The organism is Salmonella sp. WC3 (assembly GCF_042932255.1).
Taxonomy (GTDB): domain Bacteria; phylum Pseudomonadota; class Gammaproteobacteria; order Enterobacterales; family Enterobacteriaceae; genus Salmonella; species Salmonella enterica.
This window is the reverse complement of record NZ_CP170629.1, coordinates 4,074,360-4,092,158: the sequence shown is the minus strand read 5'-3', so window position 1 is coordinate 4,092,158 and position 17,799 is coordinate 4,074,360. Positions and strand designations below refer to the sequence as shown.

The 17,799-nt window shown below is 53.4% G+C and carries 21 protein-coding genes; 8 read left to right on the top strand and 13 right to left on the bottom strand.

Features of this window, described 5'->3' with window-relative positions; genetic code table 11:
• The first annotated feature begins 135 nt into the window (after positions 1 to 135).
• Both ansB and ACFK9X_RS20005 read left to right on the top strand, forming a co-directional pair.
• On the top strand, positions 136 to 1,182 hold the full coding sequence (gene ansB / locus ACFK9X_RS20010) for an L-asparaginase 2 (protein ID WP_151117496.1): 1,047 nt from the start codon (positions 136 to 138) through the stop codon (positions 1,180 to 1,182).
• A gap of 132 nt (positions 1,183 to 1,314) precedes the next feature.
• A complete protein-coding gene (locus ACFK9X_RS20005; protein WP_151117494.1) occupies positions 1,315 to 2,322 on the top strand; it encodes a DUF1202 domain-containing protein in 1,008 nt (335 codons plus the stop codon).
• A 91-nt stretch (positions 2,323 to 2,413) separates the two neighbouring features.
• Here the strand turns inward: ACFK9X_RS20005 and hemW are convergent, their stop codons facing one another.
• From hemW to ACFK9X_RS19980, 5 genes are read right to left on the bottom strand one after another with little or no spacing between them, the layout of a single operon-like run.
• Complete coding sequence (gene hemW, locus ACFK9X_RS20000) at positions 2,414 to 3,550, bottom strand: radical SAM family heme chaperone HemW (protein WP_001096532.1); 1,137 nt, start codon at positions 3,548 to 3,550, stop codon at positions 2,414 to 2,416.
• A complete protein-coding gene (locus tag ACFK9X_RS19995; protein ID WP_001174769.1) occupies positions 3,543 to 4,136 on the bottom strand; it encodes an XTP/dITP diphosphatase in 594 nt (197 codons plus the stop codon). The genes hemW and ACFK9X_RS19995 overlap by 8 nt, the downstream gene beginning before the upstream one ends.
• Before the next feature lie 7 nt (positions 4,137 to 4,143).
• On the bottom strand, positions 4,144 to 4,434 hold the full coding sequence (yggU, locus tag ACFK9X_RS19990) for a DUF167 family protein YggU (protein ID WP_001277205.1): 291 nt from the start codon (positions 4,432 to 4,434) through the stop codon (positions 4,144 to 4,146).
• Entirely contained in the window at positions 4,431 to 4,997 is a 567-nt protein-coding gene (locus tag ACFK9X_RS19985; protein ID WP_001094848.1) for a YggT family protein, read from the bottom strand. Before ACFK9X_RS19985 ends, yggU begins: the two co-directional genes overlap by 4 nt.
• 18 nt (positions 4,998 to 5,015) lie before the next feature.
• On the bottom strand, positions 5,016 to 5,720 hold the full coding sequence (locus ACFK9X_RS19980; RefSeq protein WP_000997812.1) for a YggS family pyridoxal phosphate-dependent enzyme: 705 nt from the start codon (positions 5,718 to 5,720) through the stop codon (positions 5,016 to 5,018).
• Positions 5,721 to 5,737: 17 nt separating this feature from the next.
• Between ACFK9X_RS19980 and ACFK9X_RS19975 the strand changes: the two genes are divergently transcribed.
• A complete protein-coding gene (locus ACFK9X_RS19975) occupies positions 5,738 to 6,718 on the top strand; it encodes a type IV pilus twitching motility protein PilT (protein ID WP_045901825.1) in 981 nt (326 codons plus the stop codon).
• Between the two features lie 131 nt (positions 6,719 to 6,849).
• The gene (locus tag ACFK9X_RS19970; RefSeq protein ID WP_151117492.1) at positions 6,850 to 7,542 is read left to right on the top strand and encodes an IclR family transcriptional regulator; all 693 of its coding nucleotides are present in this window, start codon (positions 6,850 to 6,852) and stop codon (positions 7,540 to 7,542) included.
• Between the two features lie 46 nt (positions 7,543 to 7,588).
• On the opposite strand, the gene ruvX is transcribed toward ACFK9X_RS19970, so the two are convergent.
• The 8 genes from ruvX to metK form a co-directional block, all read right to left on the bottom strand.
• Complete coding sequence (ruvX, locus tag ACFK9X_RS19965; protein ID WP_001285490.1) at positions 7,589 to 8,005, bottom strand: Holliday junction resolvase RuvX; 417 nt, start codon at positions 8,003 to 8,005, stop codon at positions 7,589 to 7,591.
• Complete coding sequence (locus ACFK9X_RS19960) at positions 8,005 to 8,568, bottom strand: YqgE/AlgH family protein (RefSeq protein WP_001053167.1); 564 nt, start codon at positions 8,566 to 8,568, stop codon at positions 8,005 to 8,007. The genes ruvX and ACFK9X_RS19960 overlap by 1 nt, the downstream gene beginning before the upstream one ends.
• Positions 8,569 to 8,783: 215 nt before the next feature.
• Positions 8,784 to 9,731, bottom strand: coding sequence for a glutathione synthase (gshB, locus tag ACFK9X_RS19955; RefSeq protein WP_000593248.1), 948 nt, complete (start codon positions 9,729 to 9,731; stop codon positions 8,784 to 8,786).
• A 19-nt stretch (positions 9,732 to 9,750) separates the two neighbouring features.
• A complete protein-coding gene (rsmE, locus tag ACFK9X_RS19950; protein WP_001675718.1) occupies positions 9,751 to 10,482 on the bottom strand; it encodes a 16S rRNA (uracil(1498)-N(3))-methyltransferase in 732 nt (243 codons plus the stop codon).
• 76 nt (positions 10,483 to 10,558) lie between these two features.
• On the bottom strand, positions 10,559 to 11,266 hold the full coding sequence (endA, locus tag ACFK9X_RS19945) for a deoxyribonuclease I (protein WP_151117489.1): 708 nt from the start codon (positions 11,264 to 11,266) through the stop codon (positions 10,559 to 10,561).
• A gap of 95 nt (positions 11,267 to 11,361) precedes the next feature.
• The gene (locus ACFK9X_RS19940) at positions 11,362 to 11,859 is read right to left on the bottom strand and encodes a SprT family zinc-dependent metalloprotease (RefSeq protein WP_000856775.1); all 498 of its coding nucleotides are present in this window, start codon (positions 11,857 to 11,859) and stop codon (positions 11,362 to 11,364) included.
• A gap of 78 nt (positions 11,860 to 11,937) precedes the next feature.
• Positions 11,938 to 13,332: a galactose/proton symporter gene (galP, locus tag ACFK9X_RS19935; protein WP_001113171.1), complete on the bottom strand. Its 1,395-nt coding sequence runs from the start codon at positions 13,330 to 13,332 to the stop codon at positions 11,938 to 11,940.
• A gap of 492 nt (positions 13,333 to 13,824) precedes the next feature.
• The gene (gene metK, locus ACFK9X_RS19930; RefSeq protein WP_001062140.1) at positions 13,825 to 14,979 is read right to left on the bottom strand and encodes a methionine adenosyltransferase; all 1,155 of its coding nucleotides are present in this window, start codon (positions 14,977 to 14,979) and stop codon (positions 13,825 to 13,827) included.
• A gap of 55 nt (positions 14,980 to 15,034) precedes the next feature.
• On the opposite strand from metK, the gene ACFK9X_RS19925 reads away from it, so the two are divergent.
• The 4 genes from ACFK9X_RS19925 to speA all read left to right on the top strand — a co-directional run bounded on the left by ACFK9X_RS19925 (position 15,035) and on the right by speA (position 17,745).
• Positions 15,035 to 15,334 (top strand): hypothetical protein, encoded by a 300-nt coding sequence (locus ACFK9X_RS19925; RefSeq protein WP_001576358.1) that lies wholly within the window; start codon positions 15,035 to 15,037, stop codon positions 15,332 to 15,334.
• Positions 15,335 to 15,393: 59 nt separating this feature from the next.
• On the top strand, positions 15,394 to 15,543 hold the full coding sequence (locus ACFK9X_RS19920; protein WP_001751809.1) for a hypothetical protein: 150 nt from the start codon (positions 15,394 to 15,396) through the stop codon (positions 15,541 to 15,543).
• 85 nt (positions 15,544 to 15,628) lie between these two features.
• Complete coding sequence (gene yqgB / locus ACFK9X_RS19915) at positions 15,629 to 15,760, top strand: acid stress response protein YqgB (protein ID WP_000729109.1); 132 nt, start codon at positions 15,629 to 15,631, stop codon at positions 15,758 to 15,760.
• 8 nt (positions 15,761 to 15,768) lie between these two features.
• A complete protein-coding gene (speA, locus tag ACFK9X_RS19910) occupies positions 15,769 to 17,745 on the top strand; it encodes a biosynthetic arginine decarboxylase (RefSeq protein WP_151117486.1) in 1,977 nt (658 codons plus the stop codon).
• Positions 17,746 to 17,799 lie beyond the last annotated feature (54 nt).

The following is a 17,799-nucleotide window of genomic DNA, read 5'->3' as shown; positions in this document are numbered from 1 at the left end:
TTTTCCTGCATTTTGTTATCCATCTCTAAAAAATACTCTCTGTCGGATATATATCTCTGGTTAATCGTATGGCGTCACATTATTCGTCTGCAATATAGAGATAATGCGACCAGTTGACATAACTGGAGATATAACATGGAGTTTTTCAGGAAAACGGCATTAGCTGCTCTGGTAATGGGTTTCAGCGGCGCAGCGTTCGCTTTACCGAATATCACCATCTTAGCGACCGGCGGAACGATCGCTGGCGGTGGTGATTCAGCAACAAAATCAAATTATACGGCAGGTAAAGTCGGCGTCGAAAATCTGGTGGATGCCGTTCCTCAATTGAAGGACATTGCGGTAGTGAAAGGCGAGCAGGTCGTTAACATTGGCTCGCAGGATATGAACGATGAAGTCTGGCTCACGCTGGCGAAAAAAATCAATACCGAGTGCGACAGCACCGACGGTTTCGTGATCACCCACGGTACTGATACGATGGAAGAGACCGCTTATTTCCTCGATCTGACCGTGAAATGCAATAAACCGGTGGTACTGGTCGGCGCGATGCGTCCTTCCACGTCAATGAGCGCAGATGGCCCGTTCAACCTCTATAATGCGGTAGTAACAGCGGCTGATAAACAGTCTGCCAACCGCGGCGTGCTGGTGGTAATGAATGATACCGTTATGGACGGACGCGACGTCACTAAGACCAATACGACTGACGTGGCGACGTTTAAAGCGGTTAACTACGGCCCGCTGGGTTATATCCACAACGGTAAAATTGACTACCAGCGTACGCCAGAGCGTAAACATACCACCTCCACCCCGTTCGACGTGTCGAAGCTGACCGCGTTGCCGAAAGTCGGTATCGTTTATAACTATGCGAATGCGTCCGATCTGCCGGCAAAAGCGCTGGTAGATGCGGGTTATGACGGGATCGTGAGCGCAGGCGTGGGTAACGGCAACCTGTATAAAACGGTCTTTGATACCTTGGCGACCGCCGCGCACAACGGTACGGTAGTGGTGCGTTCTTCACGTGTGCCGACTGGCGCAACCACGCAGGATGTGGAAGTTGACGATGCAAAATACGGCTTTGTCGCTTCCGGCACGCTGAACCCGCAAAAAGCGCGTGTCTTACTGCAACTGGCGTTAACCCAGACTAAAGATCCAAAACAGATCCAGACGATGTTCAATCAGTATTAAAGATAATGCCCCGGTCGGAAGGCCGGGGCCATCTTTGGAAGACCTCTCGCACAACCAACACTATTATCTTGCTAATTATCATCCTGGTTATGATAATCGTGGGTGTCATGTCTCTGGACGGGAGGTCCACAAGTGGTTCGACAATGGATTGCTGGCGCAGCGCTGTTTGCCCTGATTTCAGGCTATAGTTGGGCAGAGGTTGCTCAACCCTCCGATAACATCTTAAAAGAACAGTTTAGTAAGCAGTACCACGGCATACTTAAACTGGATTCCATTACCTTAAAAAATCTTGATTCGACGGGCAATCAGGCCACCTGGTCTGCCGAAGGGGATATTTCTTCCCGTGAAGATATGTATACCGGCGTTGGTATGGCGGCGGATTATTATTTTGTTGAAAAAACCTGGACCAAAGATCGTCCCGTTAAATTTTCTGCCATGTTAACCAGTAAAGGGACGCCAGCCTCTGGCTGGACGGTGAACTATTACTCATTACAAATGGCAGCCAGCGATCAGGGCCGGGCTATTGACGACATTAAAACGAATGATAAATACCTGATCGTCAACAGTGATGACTTTAACTATCGGTTTGGCAACATTGAAGCCTCCTGGCGTGCGCAGAAAGCGTCGATCCCCGGTCTTGAAGAACAACTCTCTGCCCTGGATAAGAAAATAGCGGTAGCTAAAAAAGAAGCGGACGTGTATTGGGGAAAAGGCGCTGATGGGAAACCGTTGACCCGCGCCGAGGCGTTTAAAAAGACGTTAAAAGAGCGCGATGATTATGTAAAAGCCAACGATAGCAGCGTATATGCCGAGAAATACGAAAAAGAGGTCTATCAACCGGCATTAGACGCGTGCCGTAAGCAGAGTGAGCCGTGCAATGAAGCGGCTATTCAGCAGAAAAGAGATTTAGACATACACGAGCAACGGCGGCAGGTATTTTTGAAATCAGAAGAGCTGCGTCGAAAAGCGCAGAATGACTGGATAACGTTAGAGAAAGGACAATATCCGCTGAATATAGCGGTACAGAAACTTCAGATGCAACAGAGTGATATCCGTCTGAAAATTATGGATATTAATGACGGTTACGAGCGCTGGAAAAAAGATACGGACGATTTGCGTCGTAAAGGGGTTATTAAATAATGCGCTTGCCGGCGGCGCATTAACCGCCACAGGTCGGTAAGCGTCGCGCCATCAGGTATTTTACCCGCTGGCGCGACAGGCTTATTCCTTGTTATTCCGCGAGAAACAACTCAAGAAGAGAGTTTAAAAACAGTTTACCGTGACGGGTAATCTGCCAGTATTGCTCGCATTCGGTCAGGTAGCCCTGGGCAATAGCCTCGTCGATTGGCTGACGAATAACCGCTTCCGTAAGCCCGGTGTAGTCGACAAATTCGGCGCGAGGCGCGCGCTCCAGCAACCGAAAACGATTCATAAAGAACTCAAAGGGTTTATCGTCATCACTCACGTCACGCTGGCTTTCCAGGTAACGTCCCTGCATATAACCGCGTGGGTGACGGGTTTTGGTGGTGCGCAAGATCCTGCCGCCCGGGAAGGTGACTTTACCGTGGGCGCCGCAGCCAATACCCAGATAGTCGCCAAAGCGCCAGTAGTTCAGATTATGCTGGCACTGATAACCGGGTTTGGCATAGGCCGACGTTTCGTATTGCTGATAGCCCGCGGCGGTTAATAACTGGTGGCCCTGCTCAAAGATATCCCACAGAGCATCATCGTCCGGTAAAACCGGCGGACGCGAACCGAACAGAGTGTTGGGTTCAATCGTCAATTGATACCATGAGAGATGCGGCGGATTAAGCGCAATCGCCTGTCGCAAATCGTTCAGCGCCTCTTCCAGCGTTTGGTCCGGCAATCCATGCATCAAGTCGAGGTTAAAGCTGCGTAGCCCAAGCCCATTTGCCAGTCTTGCTGCCCGCATCGCCTCTTGTGGACCGTGAATACGGCCAAGACGTTTCAGCTTAGGCTCACTAAAGCTCTGCACGCCAATGGAGATCCGGTTTACGCCGGCGCGCTGATAGTCGATGAAGCGGTCGGCTTCGACCGTGCCGGGGTTCGCTTCCATGGTAATTTCCGCATCCGCCGCCAGATTCAGGCGCGCACGCACGCCGTCCAGCAGCGTTTGCATCGCCGGCCCGGAAAGCAGGCTTGGCGTACCGCCGCCAATAAAAATGGTCTTTACTTCACGCCCTTGCGCCCAGGCGACATCGGCGTCCAGATCGCTTAACAGATGCTGGACGTAGTCGTCATGCGGCACCTCGCCCTTCAACGCATGGGAATTGAAGTCGCAATATGGACATTTTTGTACACACCAGGGAATATGAATATAAAGACTGAGCGGCGGTAGTTTAGCCATTGCGTAACGCATCCAGCAGCAGCTTGAGCGCTTGTCCACGGTGGGAAATCGCGCTTTTTTCTTCACGGGTCAGTTCTGCGGCGGTTTTGCCTTCAGACGGTACGAAGAAAATGGGATCATAGCCAAATCCGCCATTTCCGGCCGCCTGGCGAGTAATGACGCCAGGCCAACTACCGTGACAGACTATCGGTGTGGGATCTTCGGCATGACGCAAATAAACCAGTACACAATGGAATCGCGCCTGGCGTTTGTCGTCCGGAACATCTCGTAGAGTATGCAGCAGTTTTTCCAGATTTTGCTGATCTGTCGCGTTTTCGCCAGAATAGCGCGCGGAATAGATACCCGGCGCGCCGCCTAAAACGTCAACGGCCAGACCGGAGTCATCGGCAATGGCGGGCAGACCGGTCATTTTGGCGGCATGGCGCGCTTTGAGAATCGCGTTTTCAATAAACGTCAGGCCGGTTTCTTCCGCGGAGTCAACGCCCAGTTCCGTTTGCGCTACCACATCAAGCCCAAAATCGCTTAACAGCGACGCGAGCTCGCGCACTTTACCGGCGTTGCCGGTTGCGAGAACAACTTTTTGCATGGAGTACCTACTCAGTTAACGCCGCAATTTCCGGCGGGATCTGTTGCGGGTGAATAATTTTTACCTGTTTGTGACGGCCCAGCTCGCCTTTTTCGATGACGATCTGACTTTTCGCCACGCGAAACTGTTTACCGAGAAACTTGGTCAGATGGCTGTTTGCCTGACCGTCAACCGGCGGGGCAGTAATGGCGACTTTCACCTCGTCGCCATGTAAGCCCACAATACTGTCGCGGCTGGCTTTCGGCTGAATATAAAGCCGTAACACCAGACCGTCTTCGCAGCGAGTCACAGCACTCATAGCGCCATCCACAGCCCCGGCAGCAACATGTTGCCTGTCGCTTGTAAGACTTCAGCGATCCCCATATTAACGACATACAGCAGCAGCACCAGAACCATCGGCGAGAAGTCGATGCCGCCCATCGCAGGCAGTATACGGCGAATCGGGCTGAGCAGCGGCTCGGCAAGCTGAATCAATACATATTCAATCGGGCTACGACCCTGGCTCACCCAGCTCATGATAGCCATGACCAGCAGCACCCAGAAGATCAGCAGGCCGATTGTTTTAAGCAAGATAAGCACCGCGGCAATCCAGATAATCGCCTGAAACGTAATGACCTTAAACAGCACTATCGCCTTAATAACGCTAAGAATAAACGCCACCAGCAGGGAAGCGCTGTCAATCGGCCCCATTGGCGGGATAATACGACGCAGCGGTCCGATGATGGGCTGCGTAATTTTCACCACGAACTGGGAGAAAGGGTTGTAAAAGTCACAGCGGGCCCACTGCATCCACACGCGCAATAATAGCACCATGGTATACAGCTCAATTACCGTTGAGAGCAGGAAGGTCAACGTATTCATGGCGTTCCTCAGTTTTCCTTAATTTTTTGTGTAATCACGAGCACCAAAGATAGCGGTGCCGATGCGCACCATTGTGCTACCTGCCGCAATCGCGGCTTCCATATCGTCGCTCATACCCAGAGATAAGGTATCAACGTCAGGGTAGCGCGCTTTCAGCCCGGCAAATGCTACAGCCATTTGACGTGCGACTTCAAACTGCCTTACATAATCTGACTCTGGCGCCGGGATCGCCATCAGTCCGCGAAGCCGCAGACGCGGCAGTGTAGCCACCGCAGCGGCCAGCTCATCCAGTTCCGCCAGCGGAATGCCTGATTTGCTGTTTTCATCGCTGATATTAATTTGGATCAGAACATTTAGCGCCGGCAGATTATCCGGGCGCTGTTCGCTCAGCCGCGAGGCGATACGCAGGCGATCGATGGTATGACACCAGTCAAAATGCTCGGCCACCAGCCGACTTTTGTTGGACTGTAAAGGGCCAATAAAGTGCCAGTGCAGGCCTTCCACTTTCGCTTCCTGAAAGTGGCGGATTTTTTCCACCCCCTCTTGTACATAATTTTCACCAAATGCCCGTTGTCCGGCGGCAATGGCTTCTGCGATGTCGCTCGCAGGTTTGGTTTTACTCACTGCAAGCAACGTAACTTCTTCTGAAGAGCGGCCGCAACGCGTCGCCGCGGCGGAGATTTTGTCCCGGATGTATGCCAGGTTATGCGCGATATCGTTCATTTTCCGAGGATGTTTATATGAATATGGAAGAAATTGTGACGCTTAGTGTAAAGCATAACGTCTCGGATCTACACCTGTGTAACGCCTGGCCTGCGCGATGGCGCAAACAAGGACGCATGGAGACAGCGCCTTTTACCGCGCCAGATGTCGACAGGCTTCTGCTTGATTGGCTTAATGACGCGCAACAATATCAGTGGCGAACGCACGGCCAGCTTGATTTCGCCGTCTCGCTGTCTGGCACGCGGCGCCTGCGCGCCAGTGCGTTCACACATCAACAGGGAACGTCGCTGGCGCTACGGCTATTGCCCGAGCGCTGTCCTGATCTGGCGAAAATCCAGACGCCGCCGATAGTACCCGCACTGCTTGCCAGCGAGAACGGACTGATTCTGGTCACTGGCGCTACTGGCTGCGGGAAGTCCACCACGCTGGCGGCGATGGTGGGATATCTTAATCAACATGCCGATAAACACATCCTGACGCTGGAAGATCCTATTGAGTACCGTTACACCAGCAAGCGTTGCCTGATACAGCAGCGGGAAATCGGCCAGCATTGCGCCACTTTTGCCGCCGGGCTGCGCGCAGCGTTACGTGAAGATCCTGATGTCATTTTGCTGGGAGAGCTGCGTGACAGCGAGACCATTCGCCTGGCGCTGACGGCGGCGGAAACGGGGCATCTGGTACTGGCAACCCTGCATACTCGCGGTGCGGCGCAGGCGGTGGAAAGATTAGTGGATAGTTTTCCGGCGCAGGAAAAAGAACCGGTACGCAGCCAACTGGCGGGTAGTCTGCGCGCCGTACTATCACAAAAACTGGAGGTCGACAGACAGGATGGGCGCGTGGCGTTGTTTGAATTACTGATTAATACGCCAGCCACAGGGAATTTGATCCGTGAAGGCAAACTCCATCAGTTGGCCCACGTGATACAAACCGGGCAGCAGCAGGGGATGATGACATTCGCCCAGAGCGCGCAATGGCGTCAGGCGCAGGGACGACTGTAGCGAAGATGGCGGCGTAGGGGGGGTGTAAAGTGTTGACTGGCGCGGTGGATTGAACGGCATGCAGGCTTGTATCCTGGCGAACCGGCGTTAAAATCGCAGCTTTGTTAAAACCACAGCGAAGCCATTTAACGATGTCATCACAACCGAATCAAAGCCTGATAGATGGCATTCGCTGTCTGCAATATCTGGTCTCCAGCGACCGTGCTATCGGATGTCGCGAGCTTGCCCGGCTGATGGATATTAATACCACGCGCGTTAATCGCCTGTTAATGACGATGGCCTCTATTGGACTCACGATGCAGGATGAGCACCGACGCTATTTACCCGGGCCAGGCATTCATGCTTTGGCGGCGCAGGCGATTCGCGGTTCAGCGCTGTTCTCCCATGCGTTGCCTATCCTTGAGCGCCATGCGCCCAAAGACATCGTGGTGGCATTAGGCGTGCTATGGGAAGACCAGATTATCTATATTTATCACTCTACGCCGGGTTCGCAGGGAAGTCAGGCGCTGGCGGGGTTTCGCATGTACCCTGCCTGGCAGTCGGTACCTGGGGTGGTGTTACTGGCGGCAGAAAGCGATGAGGCGCTAATGCAGCGTTTTACTCCGGAGCAATGGCGTAATCTGGCGCCGCATGTGGCGCAGCAGCGCCAGCGGGGATACGTGCTGTGGCATCACGCTGATGGTGAAGTTTCTATGGCGCAACCGCTAGGCAAGCACGCCGCAGCGCTGGCCTTTGCGGGAATGTGGCGGATTGATGAGGCGGAGGCGGAGGCGGCTGCGCGTTTACAGGCGCTGAAGGCACTAAACCAGCTTATTGCCCAGTAAGCCTGGCAACCGTGACCGCGTTACCCGCCTGCTGACAAAAACGGCTTTAATACCCCTGTTCAAAATAGCTTTCGAGGATAATCACGGCGGAGGCCGAGTCCACTTTGCCTTTGTTCAGCGCGCGATACCCACCTCGTTCAAACAGACCGGAGCGTGCTTCAACGGTGCTGAGTCGTTCATCGTGCAGCGTGACAGTTACCCCGAAGCGCCCATGAATACGGTTGGCGAATTTACGGGCGCGCGCCGTCAGCGGTTGTTCAGTGCCATCCATATTGAGCGGTAGCCCGACAATAATTTCGTCCGGCTGCCACTCTTTCAGCAAACGCTCAATGAGCATCCAGTCGGGCGTGCCGTCCTGTGCTTTGATTGCCGGAAGCGGACGGGCGGTGCCGGTAATGCGTTGTCCTATTGCAACGCCGATGCTTTTTGTGCCGAAGTCAAAGGCCAGTAAGGTGTCGCTCATCAGGCGTGCCCCGCAACGCCAGGCATGGTCAGAATATCAATGCCAATAAGTTTTGCCGCTTCGCGCCAGCGCTCGGCAATGGGTGTTTTGAACAAAATATTGAGATCGGCGGGCGCGGTAAGCCAGGCGTTATCAAGCAACTCTTGTTCAAGCTGGCCTTTATCCCAGGAGGCGTAGCCCAGCGCGACCAGCACATCGGAAGGCTGTTGTTGGGTACCTAACGTTTCCAGCACATCGCGGGAGGTGGTAATCACGGTATTGTCTGAGATACGAATGCTGGAGGCGAAACGTGACGGCGGAGTATGGAGAATAAATCCGCGATCTTCCGCCAGCGGGCCGCCGAGCATCACGGCTTTATCAAGACGAATTGCCGAATCGCGCGGTTCCGGCGTAATTTTTAGTTTTTCCAGAATCCCTTCAATTTGCAGATTTTCCAAAGGCTTATTAATAATAATCCCCATAGCGCCGTCCTGGTTGTGCTCGCAAATATACACTACGGAACGGCGGAAAATCGGGTCCTGGAGCGCAGGCATGGCAATAAGAAAGTGATGCTGTAAATTCATTGTCAGAGGTTCTGTTTCCTGGTTCAAAAAAACGACAGCGTTCAGTATGTGGGGAAAGCGGACGGTTGTCACTCATATAAGCCGTCTTTTGCCAAAGGACGGCGGCCTTATCGGGCAATAGACTGCCGGATGGCGATGCTGACGCGCCGCCTTATCCGACCGGGGCGGCGTGATTGCTCAGGCCCGGTAAGCGCACGCCACCGGGCAATAAACGTTTACTTCGCCAGACGCGCTTCGATGGCGTCCATCAACATCCCGGTGATAGAGATCGGGTATTCCGCTTCGATTTCACGCACGCAGGTTGGGCTGGTCACGTTAATTTCCGTTAAGCGGTCGCCGATAATATCCAGACCGACGAAAATAAGCCCTTTGGCTTTAAGCGTTGGTCCAACGCGGCGGGCGATTTCCCAGTCGCTTTCGCTCAACGGACGGGGTTCGCCGCGACCACCAGCCGCCAGGTTGCCGCGGGTTTCGCCGCCCTGCGGAATACGCGCCAGGCAGTAAGGCACCGGCTCGCCGTCGACGACCAGTACGCGCTTATCGCCATCTTTGATCGCGGGCAAATAGTTCTGCGCCATGCAGTAGCGGTTGCCCAGCTCGGTCAGCGTTTCGGCGATAACGCCTATGTTAGGATCGCCTTCCTTAACGCGGAAAATGGACGCGCCGCCCATACCGTCCAGCGGTTTCATAATGATATCGCCGTGCTTTTCCCAAAACGCTTTGAGCTGCGCTTTATTGCGCGTTACCAGCGTTTCCGGGGTCAGGTCGGCAAACCAGGCAGTATACAGTTTTTCATTACAGTCGCGCAGGCTTTGCGGTTTGTTGACGATCAGCGTCCCTTCTTCTTCAGCGCGTTCCAGAATATAGGTCGCATAAATAAACTCGGTATCAAACGGCGGATCTTTGCGCATCAAAATGACGTCCAGATCGGCGAGTTTAATCTCCTGCTCGCTGCCGAACTCGTACCATTTATCGTAATTTTGCTCCACGCTCAACGTTCGCGTGCGGGCGCGGGCTTCGCCGTTAATCAGATAAAGGTCGGCCATCTCCATATAATGAAGTTCATAACCACGACGTTGGGCTTCCAGCAGCATAGCGAAACTGGTGTCTTTCTTGATGTTGATGTGTGCGATGGGGTCCATCACGATGCCGAGCTTGATCATTATTTTCTCCGTTAACGCTTCATCCTAAGTCGCCAAAACGCACCTGTAGCGCGGTAATGGCGGTGAGCGCGGTTGTCTCAGTACGCAGAACGCGAGGTCCTAACAGAATATCAGTAAACTGATAGCGCGCGGTCATCGCGATTTCGTCCGCCGACAGCCCGCCTTCCGGGCCGATCAGCAGTCGGACGCGTTCAACCGGCAGCGGCAGAGTGTTGATGCTGGCATGGGCGCGCGGATGAAGATTGAGCTTCAGCCCGGAATCTTGCTCGGCGCACCAGGCTTCCAGCGCCATCGGCGGGCGAATTTCCGGCACCCGGTTACGCCCGCATTGTTCGCAGGCGGCGATGGCGATCTTTTGCCACTGCTGGCGCTTTTTGTTCAGACGTTCATTATCCAGTTTAACGCCGCAGCGCTCAGAGAACAGTGGCGTAATGAGGCTTACACCTAGTTCGATCGATTTCTGGATAGTAAATTCCATTTTTTCACCGCGCGACATCACCTGGCCCAGATGGATATGTAGCGGCGATTCACGATCGTCGATTTCGCCTTTCATCACTTGCACTTCAACGCTTTTCTTACTGGCGCTAATGATTTCAGCATCGAATACCTGATTACTGCCGTCAAACAGCTGTAACGCTTGTCCCGCTCCCATGCGCAGTACACGACCAATATGGTTGGCCGCATCTTCGCATAACGAAATCTGCGTACCGGACGTTAACAATTCAGGGTGATAAATGCGGGGAATACGCATAATAAAAAAATCCGCGTCATGGCCCCGGCGTTTGGCTATCCAGGGCATGGGTTAACAAGAATCCCGCTAGTGTAGGTTAGCTCTTTCGCGCCTGGCAAGCGCGTTGCACATAGGGATTATGATTACCCTGGACCTTCGCGATACGCGCATCGCGCTCGCACTCCCAGGCGGTAACGGGGTACTGCTTATCCCAGACGTTAAAAAGCTGCGTTTGTTGGCGGGAAAGTTTCAGTTGGTATTGGTCGCGCATATAAAAATAAGTGCGGGCGATTGCGCCACGGGCGCGGGCGGGCGGCTCGGCGAGCTTCGCTTTGAAATCTACTTTCATGGCGCACTGCCCGTACTGACCTTCGCCGCCGTTCCACTGGCTATACATAAAGTTGCCGCGATCGCCATTCACTTCGCCAATCGCGGGTTGCAGGTTATGCATATCGCTTTCCATTTTGCGGTAGACCGGGTCTTTAGCGCAGTTTTTTCGCCCGCCGTCCTGCCAGCACTGGCGCTGATGACCGAATTGCCAGGCGGGGACAACGTGCTCCCACTCAATGCGTCTGGCGCGATTCTCGTTTTTACGCACCTTATAGCCGCAGGACTCCAGGTCTACGACGCCTTTTTTACCCTGCCAGCGGATTTGGCACCCGCAGTAAAAGCTGCCGGGCGCGTCAGCATTGACTTTGACGCTCGCCGCTTTGGCCTGAGAAAAATTGTTAATGCCATCGGCCAGGGCCAGGCCTGAAAACGCTGCGGCCAGCAACGCAGCGGCAAAAGAAAAATTACGGTACATTGCACACTCCATAGCAAAACGAGCCCGCAACGTAACGAAAGTTGTGTCTGTATGCAATCAGTCCGCTCAGGAAAGCTCCCGGACGTTTCGGGAAACTACCCGGCGACCAGTGGTTCGCCGCAGTGAACGCAACGATAAACCGCTTCGCCGCGTACTACCCGATTATGACGGCGGACGGTGAGTTGATGTTGCTGGCATTGGCAATGGTAGGGAAAGGTGTTGCGCCGTACGGATTGCAGCGCAAATTGATGAGTACGTCTGGCCGGAACGCCCAGCACGCTTTCCATCATCCACTTCCATTCCTTGCCATGCGGAGCCTTGCGTCCGAAGTGCTTCCACACCAACAGATGCGCCAGTTCATGCGGCACGACCTCTGCTATAAAGGTGTCGATGTTTTCCAGCAGTAACACCGGGTTGAGGCGGATTTCGTAGCTCTCCAGCCAGGCTGTGCCCGCCGAGGTGCCGCGTTGCGTATACACCAGTTTCGGCTCCGGATAATGTCTATCGAGCTTGAGGTTCGCCTGGGCGAGATTTTCCCGCAGACGGCGCATCACGGCCTGCTGGATAGCGATAGGGAGACGAGGGGTTTTCATAGCGGCAGAGAATAGTGCGACGGAAGAGGGACTGCAAGAAAAACGCTTCCTCCTGTGGCAGGAGGAAGCGTGGAGGGATTAGTCGTGGGCGCCGATTTCGCGCAGTTTACGACCTTTCATCAGGTTACGTTCAATGTGTTCCAGCGAAACGTGTTTGGTTTCCGGCACCAGCCACAGGGTCAGCAGGATAAACAGCACGTTCAGGCCAGCGTAGACCCAGAAGGTGTTGGCGTTACCCAGATTGTTCAGCATGGTCAGGAACGTTGCGCCGACGATCATATTGGCGATCCAGTTGGTCGCGGTGGAGCAGGTGATGCCGAAATCGCGGCCTTTCAGCGGCTGGATTTCGGAGCACAGTACCCAAATCAGCGGACCAGCGCTCATCGCAAATCCAATGATGAACATCAGCAGCATAGCGATAGCGAAGTATTGCGCAGACGGCGAATGGATGCCGATGTGCATCATCGTACCCAGAATCCCCATACCAATCGCCATGACCAGGAAGCCCAGCGTCAGGGTCGGCTTGCGGCCCCAGCGGTCAACCAGGCCGATAGCGATGAAGGTTGCCAGCACGTTAGTCAGACCAACAATAACGGTGCCCCACATCTGCTCCGTGGTATTCGTGTATCCCGCCAGTTCGAAGATTTTCGGCGCGTAATACATGATGACGTTCATCCCGGTAAATTGCTGCATGACCTGCAACAAAATGCCAAGAAACACGGCGCGGCGGAAGTTGCTGTTCTCTTTGAACAGCGCCCAACCGCTCTGTTTAACCTGCAAACTTTCGCGAATTTCATCGAGCTCACGTTTTGCTTCCGCACTGGTGTCACGCAGGCGCAACAGGACGCGTTCAGCATCATGGAAACGGCGTTTCGCCGCAAACCAGCGCGGGCTGTCCGGCAAGAAGAAGACGCCGATCAACAGCAGAATGGCCGGGATGATGATCACGCCGAGCATCCAGCGCCATGCGCCGCTGTAGCTGAACGCGGTATCTGACAGATAAGCGCCCAGAATCCCGATGGTGATCATGAGTTGGTACATTGAGATCATACTGCCGCGAATTTTTTCCGGCGCGATCTCGGACAGGTACAACGGTGCAGTGTAGGAAGCGACGCCGACGGCCAGACCCAGCAGCACGCGAGAAATAATCAGGACTTCAACGTTAGGCGCCGCAGCGGAGAACAGCGAACCGGCGACGAACAGGATAGCGCCGATCATCAGGCTTTTTTTACGGCCCAGCTTAAAGGAGAGCCAGCCGCTGCCGACAGCGCCGACGGCCGCGCCAAACATCATGGAGCTGACCACCCATTCCTGAGTGTGTGCGGTAATCTGAAACTCGTCGGTAATGAAGGGTAAAGCACCGGCGATAACGCCGATATCCAGGCCAAAAAGTAATCCTGCCAGGGCTGCAAGAAAGCAGACAAAAAATGTCATGGCCTTGTTGGAACGCCCTTGTTTTTTATTGTCAGGCATTATGCCCTCCGGTTGGGTTAGCAATTTTATCGATGTTAAGAGTAGGTGAGTACGCCGTAAAAAGATGTGAGGCTAATCACAATGGTGTAATCGTTTACACTGCTATTTATCTCGGTGATTATTTAATTATCTGAAAAATAATAGTTTTAATAATCTTATAACCATATCAATCGCCTGGTATTCAGACAAAGTTGAAAAATTATGTAATATTTTCATCGCAGAATTAGCATACCGATAGTGAGGCGGTCAGTTCTTAATGAAAATGAATGTAACCGCTTTCATGATGACTGAAACTGAATGATAAAAAGTGTAGTCGAAGAAACGAAAGGGGAGGGTGGATTGTGCTGCGCATCACAAAAAGGTCAGTATAAATTCACGCTGGAATATCTGATAACGTTGCGTGTATCAGCAATGATAAAGGCCAGCAGGGCGCTGGCCTTGATAAGTACGGTATGGTTTACCTGACTGAAAAACAGCGTCAGGCGCGGGCGATTATTTCAGACCGGCAGCATCGCGCAGCAGTTGCGCTTTGTCGGTTTTTTCCCATGGGAAGTTTTCGCGACCGAAGTGGCCGTAAGCCGCAGTTTCTTTGTAGATCGGGTGCAGCAGATCCAGCATCTGAATCAAGCCGTACGGGCGCAGGTCGAAGAATTCGCGCACCAGCAGAATCAACTGTTCAGCAGGCACTTTTTCAGTACCGAACGTTTCCACCATGATGGACGTCGGCTCCGCTACGCCGATAGCGTAGGAGACCTGGATTTCACAGCGATCCGCCAGACCTGCCGCCACGATGTTTTTCGCGACATAACGCGCAGCGTAAGCTGCAGAACGGTCAACTTTAGACGGATCTTTACCGGAGAAGGCGCCGCCGCCGTGACGCGCCATACCGCCGTAGGTATCAACAATGATCTTACGACCGGTCAGACCACAATCGCCCATCGGGCCGCCGATAACAAAACGACCGGTTGGGTTGATAAAAAACTTAGTGGACGTATTTAACCATTCAGACGGCAGAATGGGTTTGATGATCTCTTCCATCACCGCTTCTTGCAGCGATTTTTGGTCGATATCTTCTGCGTGCTGCGTAGAGAGAACCACGGCGTCGATACCGACGATTTTGCCGTCGTCATACTGGAAAGTGACCTGGCTTTTTGCATCCGGACGCAACCATGGCAGGGTGCCATTTTTACGCACTTCAGCCTGACGCTGTACCAGACGGTGCGCGTAGGTGATTGGCGCAGGCATCAGTACGTCGGTTTCATTTGTCGCGTAGCCAAACATCAGGCCCTGGTCGCCCGCGCCTTGTTCCAGCGGGTCTGCGCGGTCAACGCCCTGGTTGATATCCGGAGACTGTTTGCCAATTGCGCTCAGTACCGCGCAAGAGTTGGCGTCAAAGCCCATGTCGGAATGCACATAGCCAATTTCGCGCACCGTATTACGGGTAATCTCTTCGATATCGACCCAGGCGCTGGTGGTGATCTCACCGCCAACTAAAACCATGCCGGTTTTAACGTAGGTTTCACAGGCGACGCGTGCTTTCGGATCCTGTTGCAGGATAGCGTCCAACACGGCATCAGAGATTTGGTCTGCGATTTTGTCAGGATGCCCTTCTGATACGGACTCAGACGTAAAAAGGTGTTTTGCCATATTTAATTTCACCTAAGGAGAATTTAGTTAGCTCAAACTGTTGTGCGGAATAGTCATGACAGAAGATTCTACCATGAGTCTGAAGGTCGCTGACACTGGCAGTCTGAGTGTTAATCAGTATGGATGGATTAACATCTGGACGGCTATTTTAGGTCACTTCTTCGCCCAATTTCCAGCTTTTTTTGAAGGCCGTCGCAATGTCGGTCAAAATCAGGCGATAAACGTTTCTGATAATGCTGACATTATGCGCATTTATGCTTTGCTTTTTTTCTGCGTTCTGGGTATAAAACGCGACGCGCGGCTCATACAAAAGCACACGACGTTTTCTTCGTGTCGCCACTTCCAGCCGGGTTAAAACGTTGCTTTGGCTTGTGGGTTCGTCTTACGAGGCGGCCGTGGAGGTGATACGAGATAATGAACCGTTGTATTCTGCTGAATCTGTCGCATCGTTCTGGTGCGCGCATGTCCCCCGCAATCTGCATCTCTGCTTTGCATACCTGCCGATGTTATACCCATCTCGGCGCTTCTCAGGATTCCAGAGCCGGCAATGGCGCTGAAGACTGAACAAGGGCGCTCTTGTTAACGCAAGAGTTTTCTCGTGGTTTCGCCGAACCGTTATCTGTGAGTTCGGTTACGTGTTTACAATGATATGAAAAAGAAACCGGTCGCGCAGGCGGAGCATCAGCGCTATCTGCTGGAAAATCCGCTTGTCTATGGGTTGCTATCGCGTCTTCGGATTGCGATAGTAGTCAACTGTTTTACACTTGCTAATAAAAATTGAGGTTCGCTATGTCTGACGACATGTCTATGGGTTCGCCTTCGTCAGCAGGCGAACAGGGTGTACTACGCTCCATGCAGGAGGTTGCAATGAGCTCCCAGGAAGCCAGCAAGATGCTGCGCACTTACAATATTGCCTGGTGGGGCAATAACTACTACGACGTCAACGAGCTGGGCCATATTAGCGTATGCCCCGATCCCGACGTACCGGAAGCGCGTGTCGATCTTGCCAAACTGGTGAAAGCGCGCGAAGCGCAAGGTCAGCGTCTGCCGGCGCTGTTCTGCTTCCCGCAGATCCTGCAACACCGTTTGCGTTCAATTAACGCGGCGTTTAAGCGTGCGCGTGAATCTTACGGTTATAACGGCGACTACTTCCTCGTTTATCCGATTAAGGTCAATCAGCATCGCCGCGTGATCGAGTCCCTTATCCATTCCGGTGAACCGTTGGGGCTGGAAGCGGGGTCAAAAGCGGAATTGATGGCGGTGCTGGCGCATGCCGGCATGACCCGTAGCGTGATCGTCTGTAATGGTTATAAAGACCGTGAATACATTCGGCTGGCGTTGATTGGCGAGAAGATGGGCCATAAGGTTTATCTGGTCATCGAAAAGATGTCTGAAATCGCGATTGTGCTGGAAGAAGCTGAGCGCCTGAACGTGGTTCCTCGTCTGGGCGTGCGTGCGCGTCTGGCCTCTCAGGGGTCCGGTAAGTGGCAATCCTCCGGCGGCGAAAAATCAAAATTCGGCCTGGCGGCGACGCAGGTGCTGCAACTGGTGGAGACCCTGCGTGACGCCGGGCGTCTGGACAGTCTGCAACTGTTGCACTTCCACCTGGGATCGCAGATGGCGAACATTCGCGATATCGCGACCGGCGTGCGCGAGTCCGCGCGTTTCTATGTTGAGCTGCATAAGCTGGGCGTGAATATCCAGTGCTTCGACGTGGGCGGCGGTCTGGGCGTGGATTATGAAGGTACCCGCTCGCAGTCCGACTGTTCGGTGAACTATGGCCTGAACGAATATGCCAATAACATCATCTGGGCGATTGGCGATGCCTGCGAAGAGCATGGTTTACCGCATCCGACGGTGATTACCGAGTCTGGCCGCGCCGTCACTGCGCACCATACGGTACTGGTCTCTAACATTATCGGCGTGGAGCGTAACGAATACACGGATCCGACTGCCCCTGCTGAAGATGCGCCGCGCGCGCTGCAAAATCTGTGGGAAACCTGGCAGGAGATGCATAAGCCTGGCACTCGCCGCTCGCTGCGTGAATGGCTGCATGATAGCCAAATGGATCTGCACGATATTCATATCGGCTACTCTTCCGGCGCGTTTAGTTTGCAGGAGCGCGCCTGGGCGGAGCAACTTTATCTCAGCATGTGCCATGAAGTGCAGAAGCAACTGGACCCGCAAAACCGTGCGCATCGTCCGATTATCGACGAACTGCAAGAGCGGATGGCGGACAAAATGTACGTCAACTTCTCGCTGTTCCAGTCAATGCCGGACGCGTGGGGAATCGATCAGCTCTTCCCGGTGCTGCCGCTGGAAGGGTTAGATCAGGTACCGGAACGTCGTGCCGTGCTGCTGGATATAACCTGTGATTCCGATGGCGCTATTGACCACTATATCGATGGCGACGGTATCGCCACGACGATGCCGATGCCGGAATACGATCCAGAGAATCCGCCGATGCTCGGCTTCTTTATGGTCGGCGCCTATCAGGAGATCCTCGGTAACATGCACAACCTGTTTGGCGATACTGAAGCGGTTGACGTGTTTGTCTTCCCGGATGGTAGCGTCGAGGTTGAACTGTCGGACGAAGGCGATACCGTTGCGGATACGCTGCAATATGTGCAACTGGATCCAAAAACGTTGTTAACGCATTTCCGCGACCAGGTAAAACAGACGGATCTGGACGATGCGTTGCAGCAGCAGTTCCTTGAGGAATTTGAAGCGGGACTGTACGGTTATACTTATCTTGAAGATGAGTAATTAAGAGTATTCCACTTGTGGGTCGATTTAATTATTTAAATCGACCCTTTTATA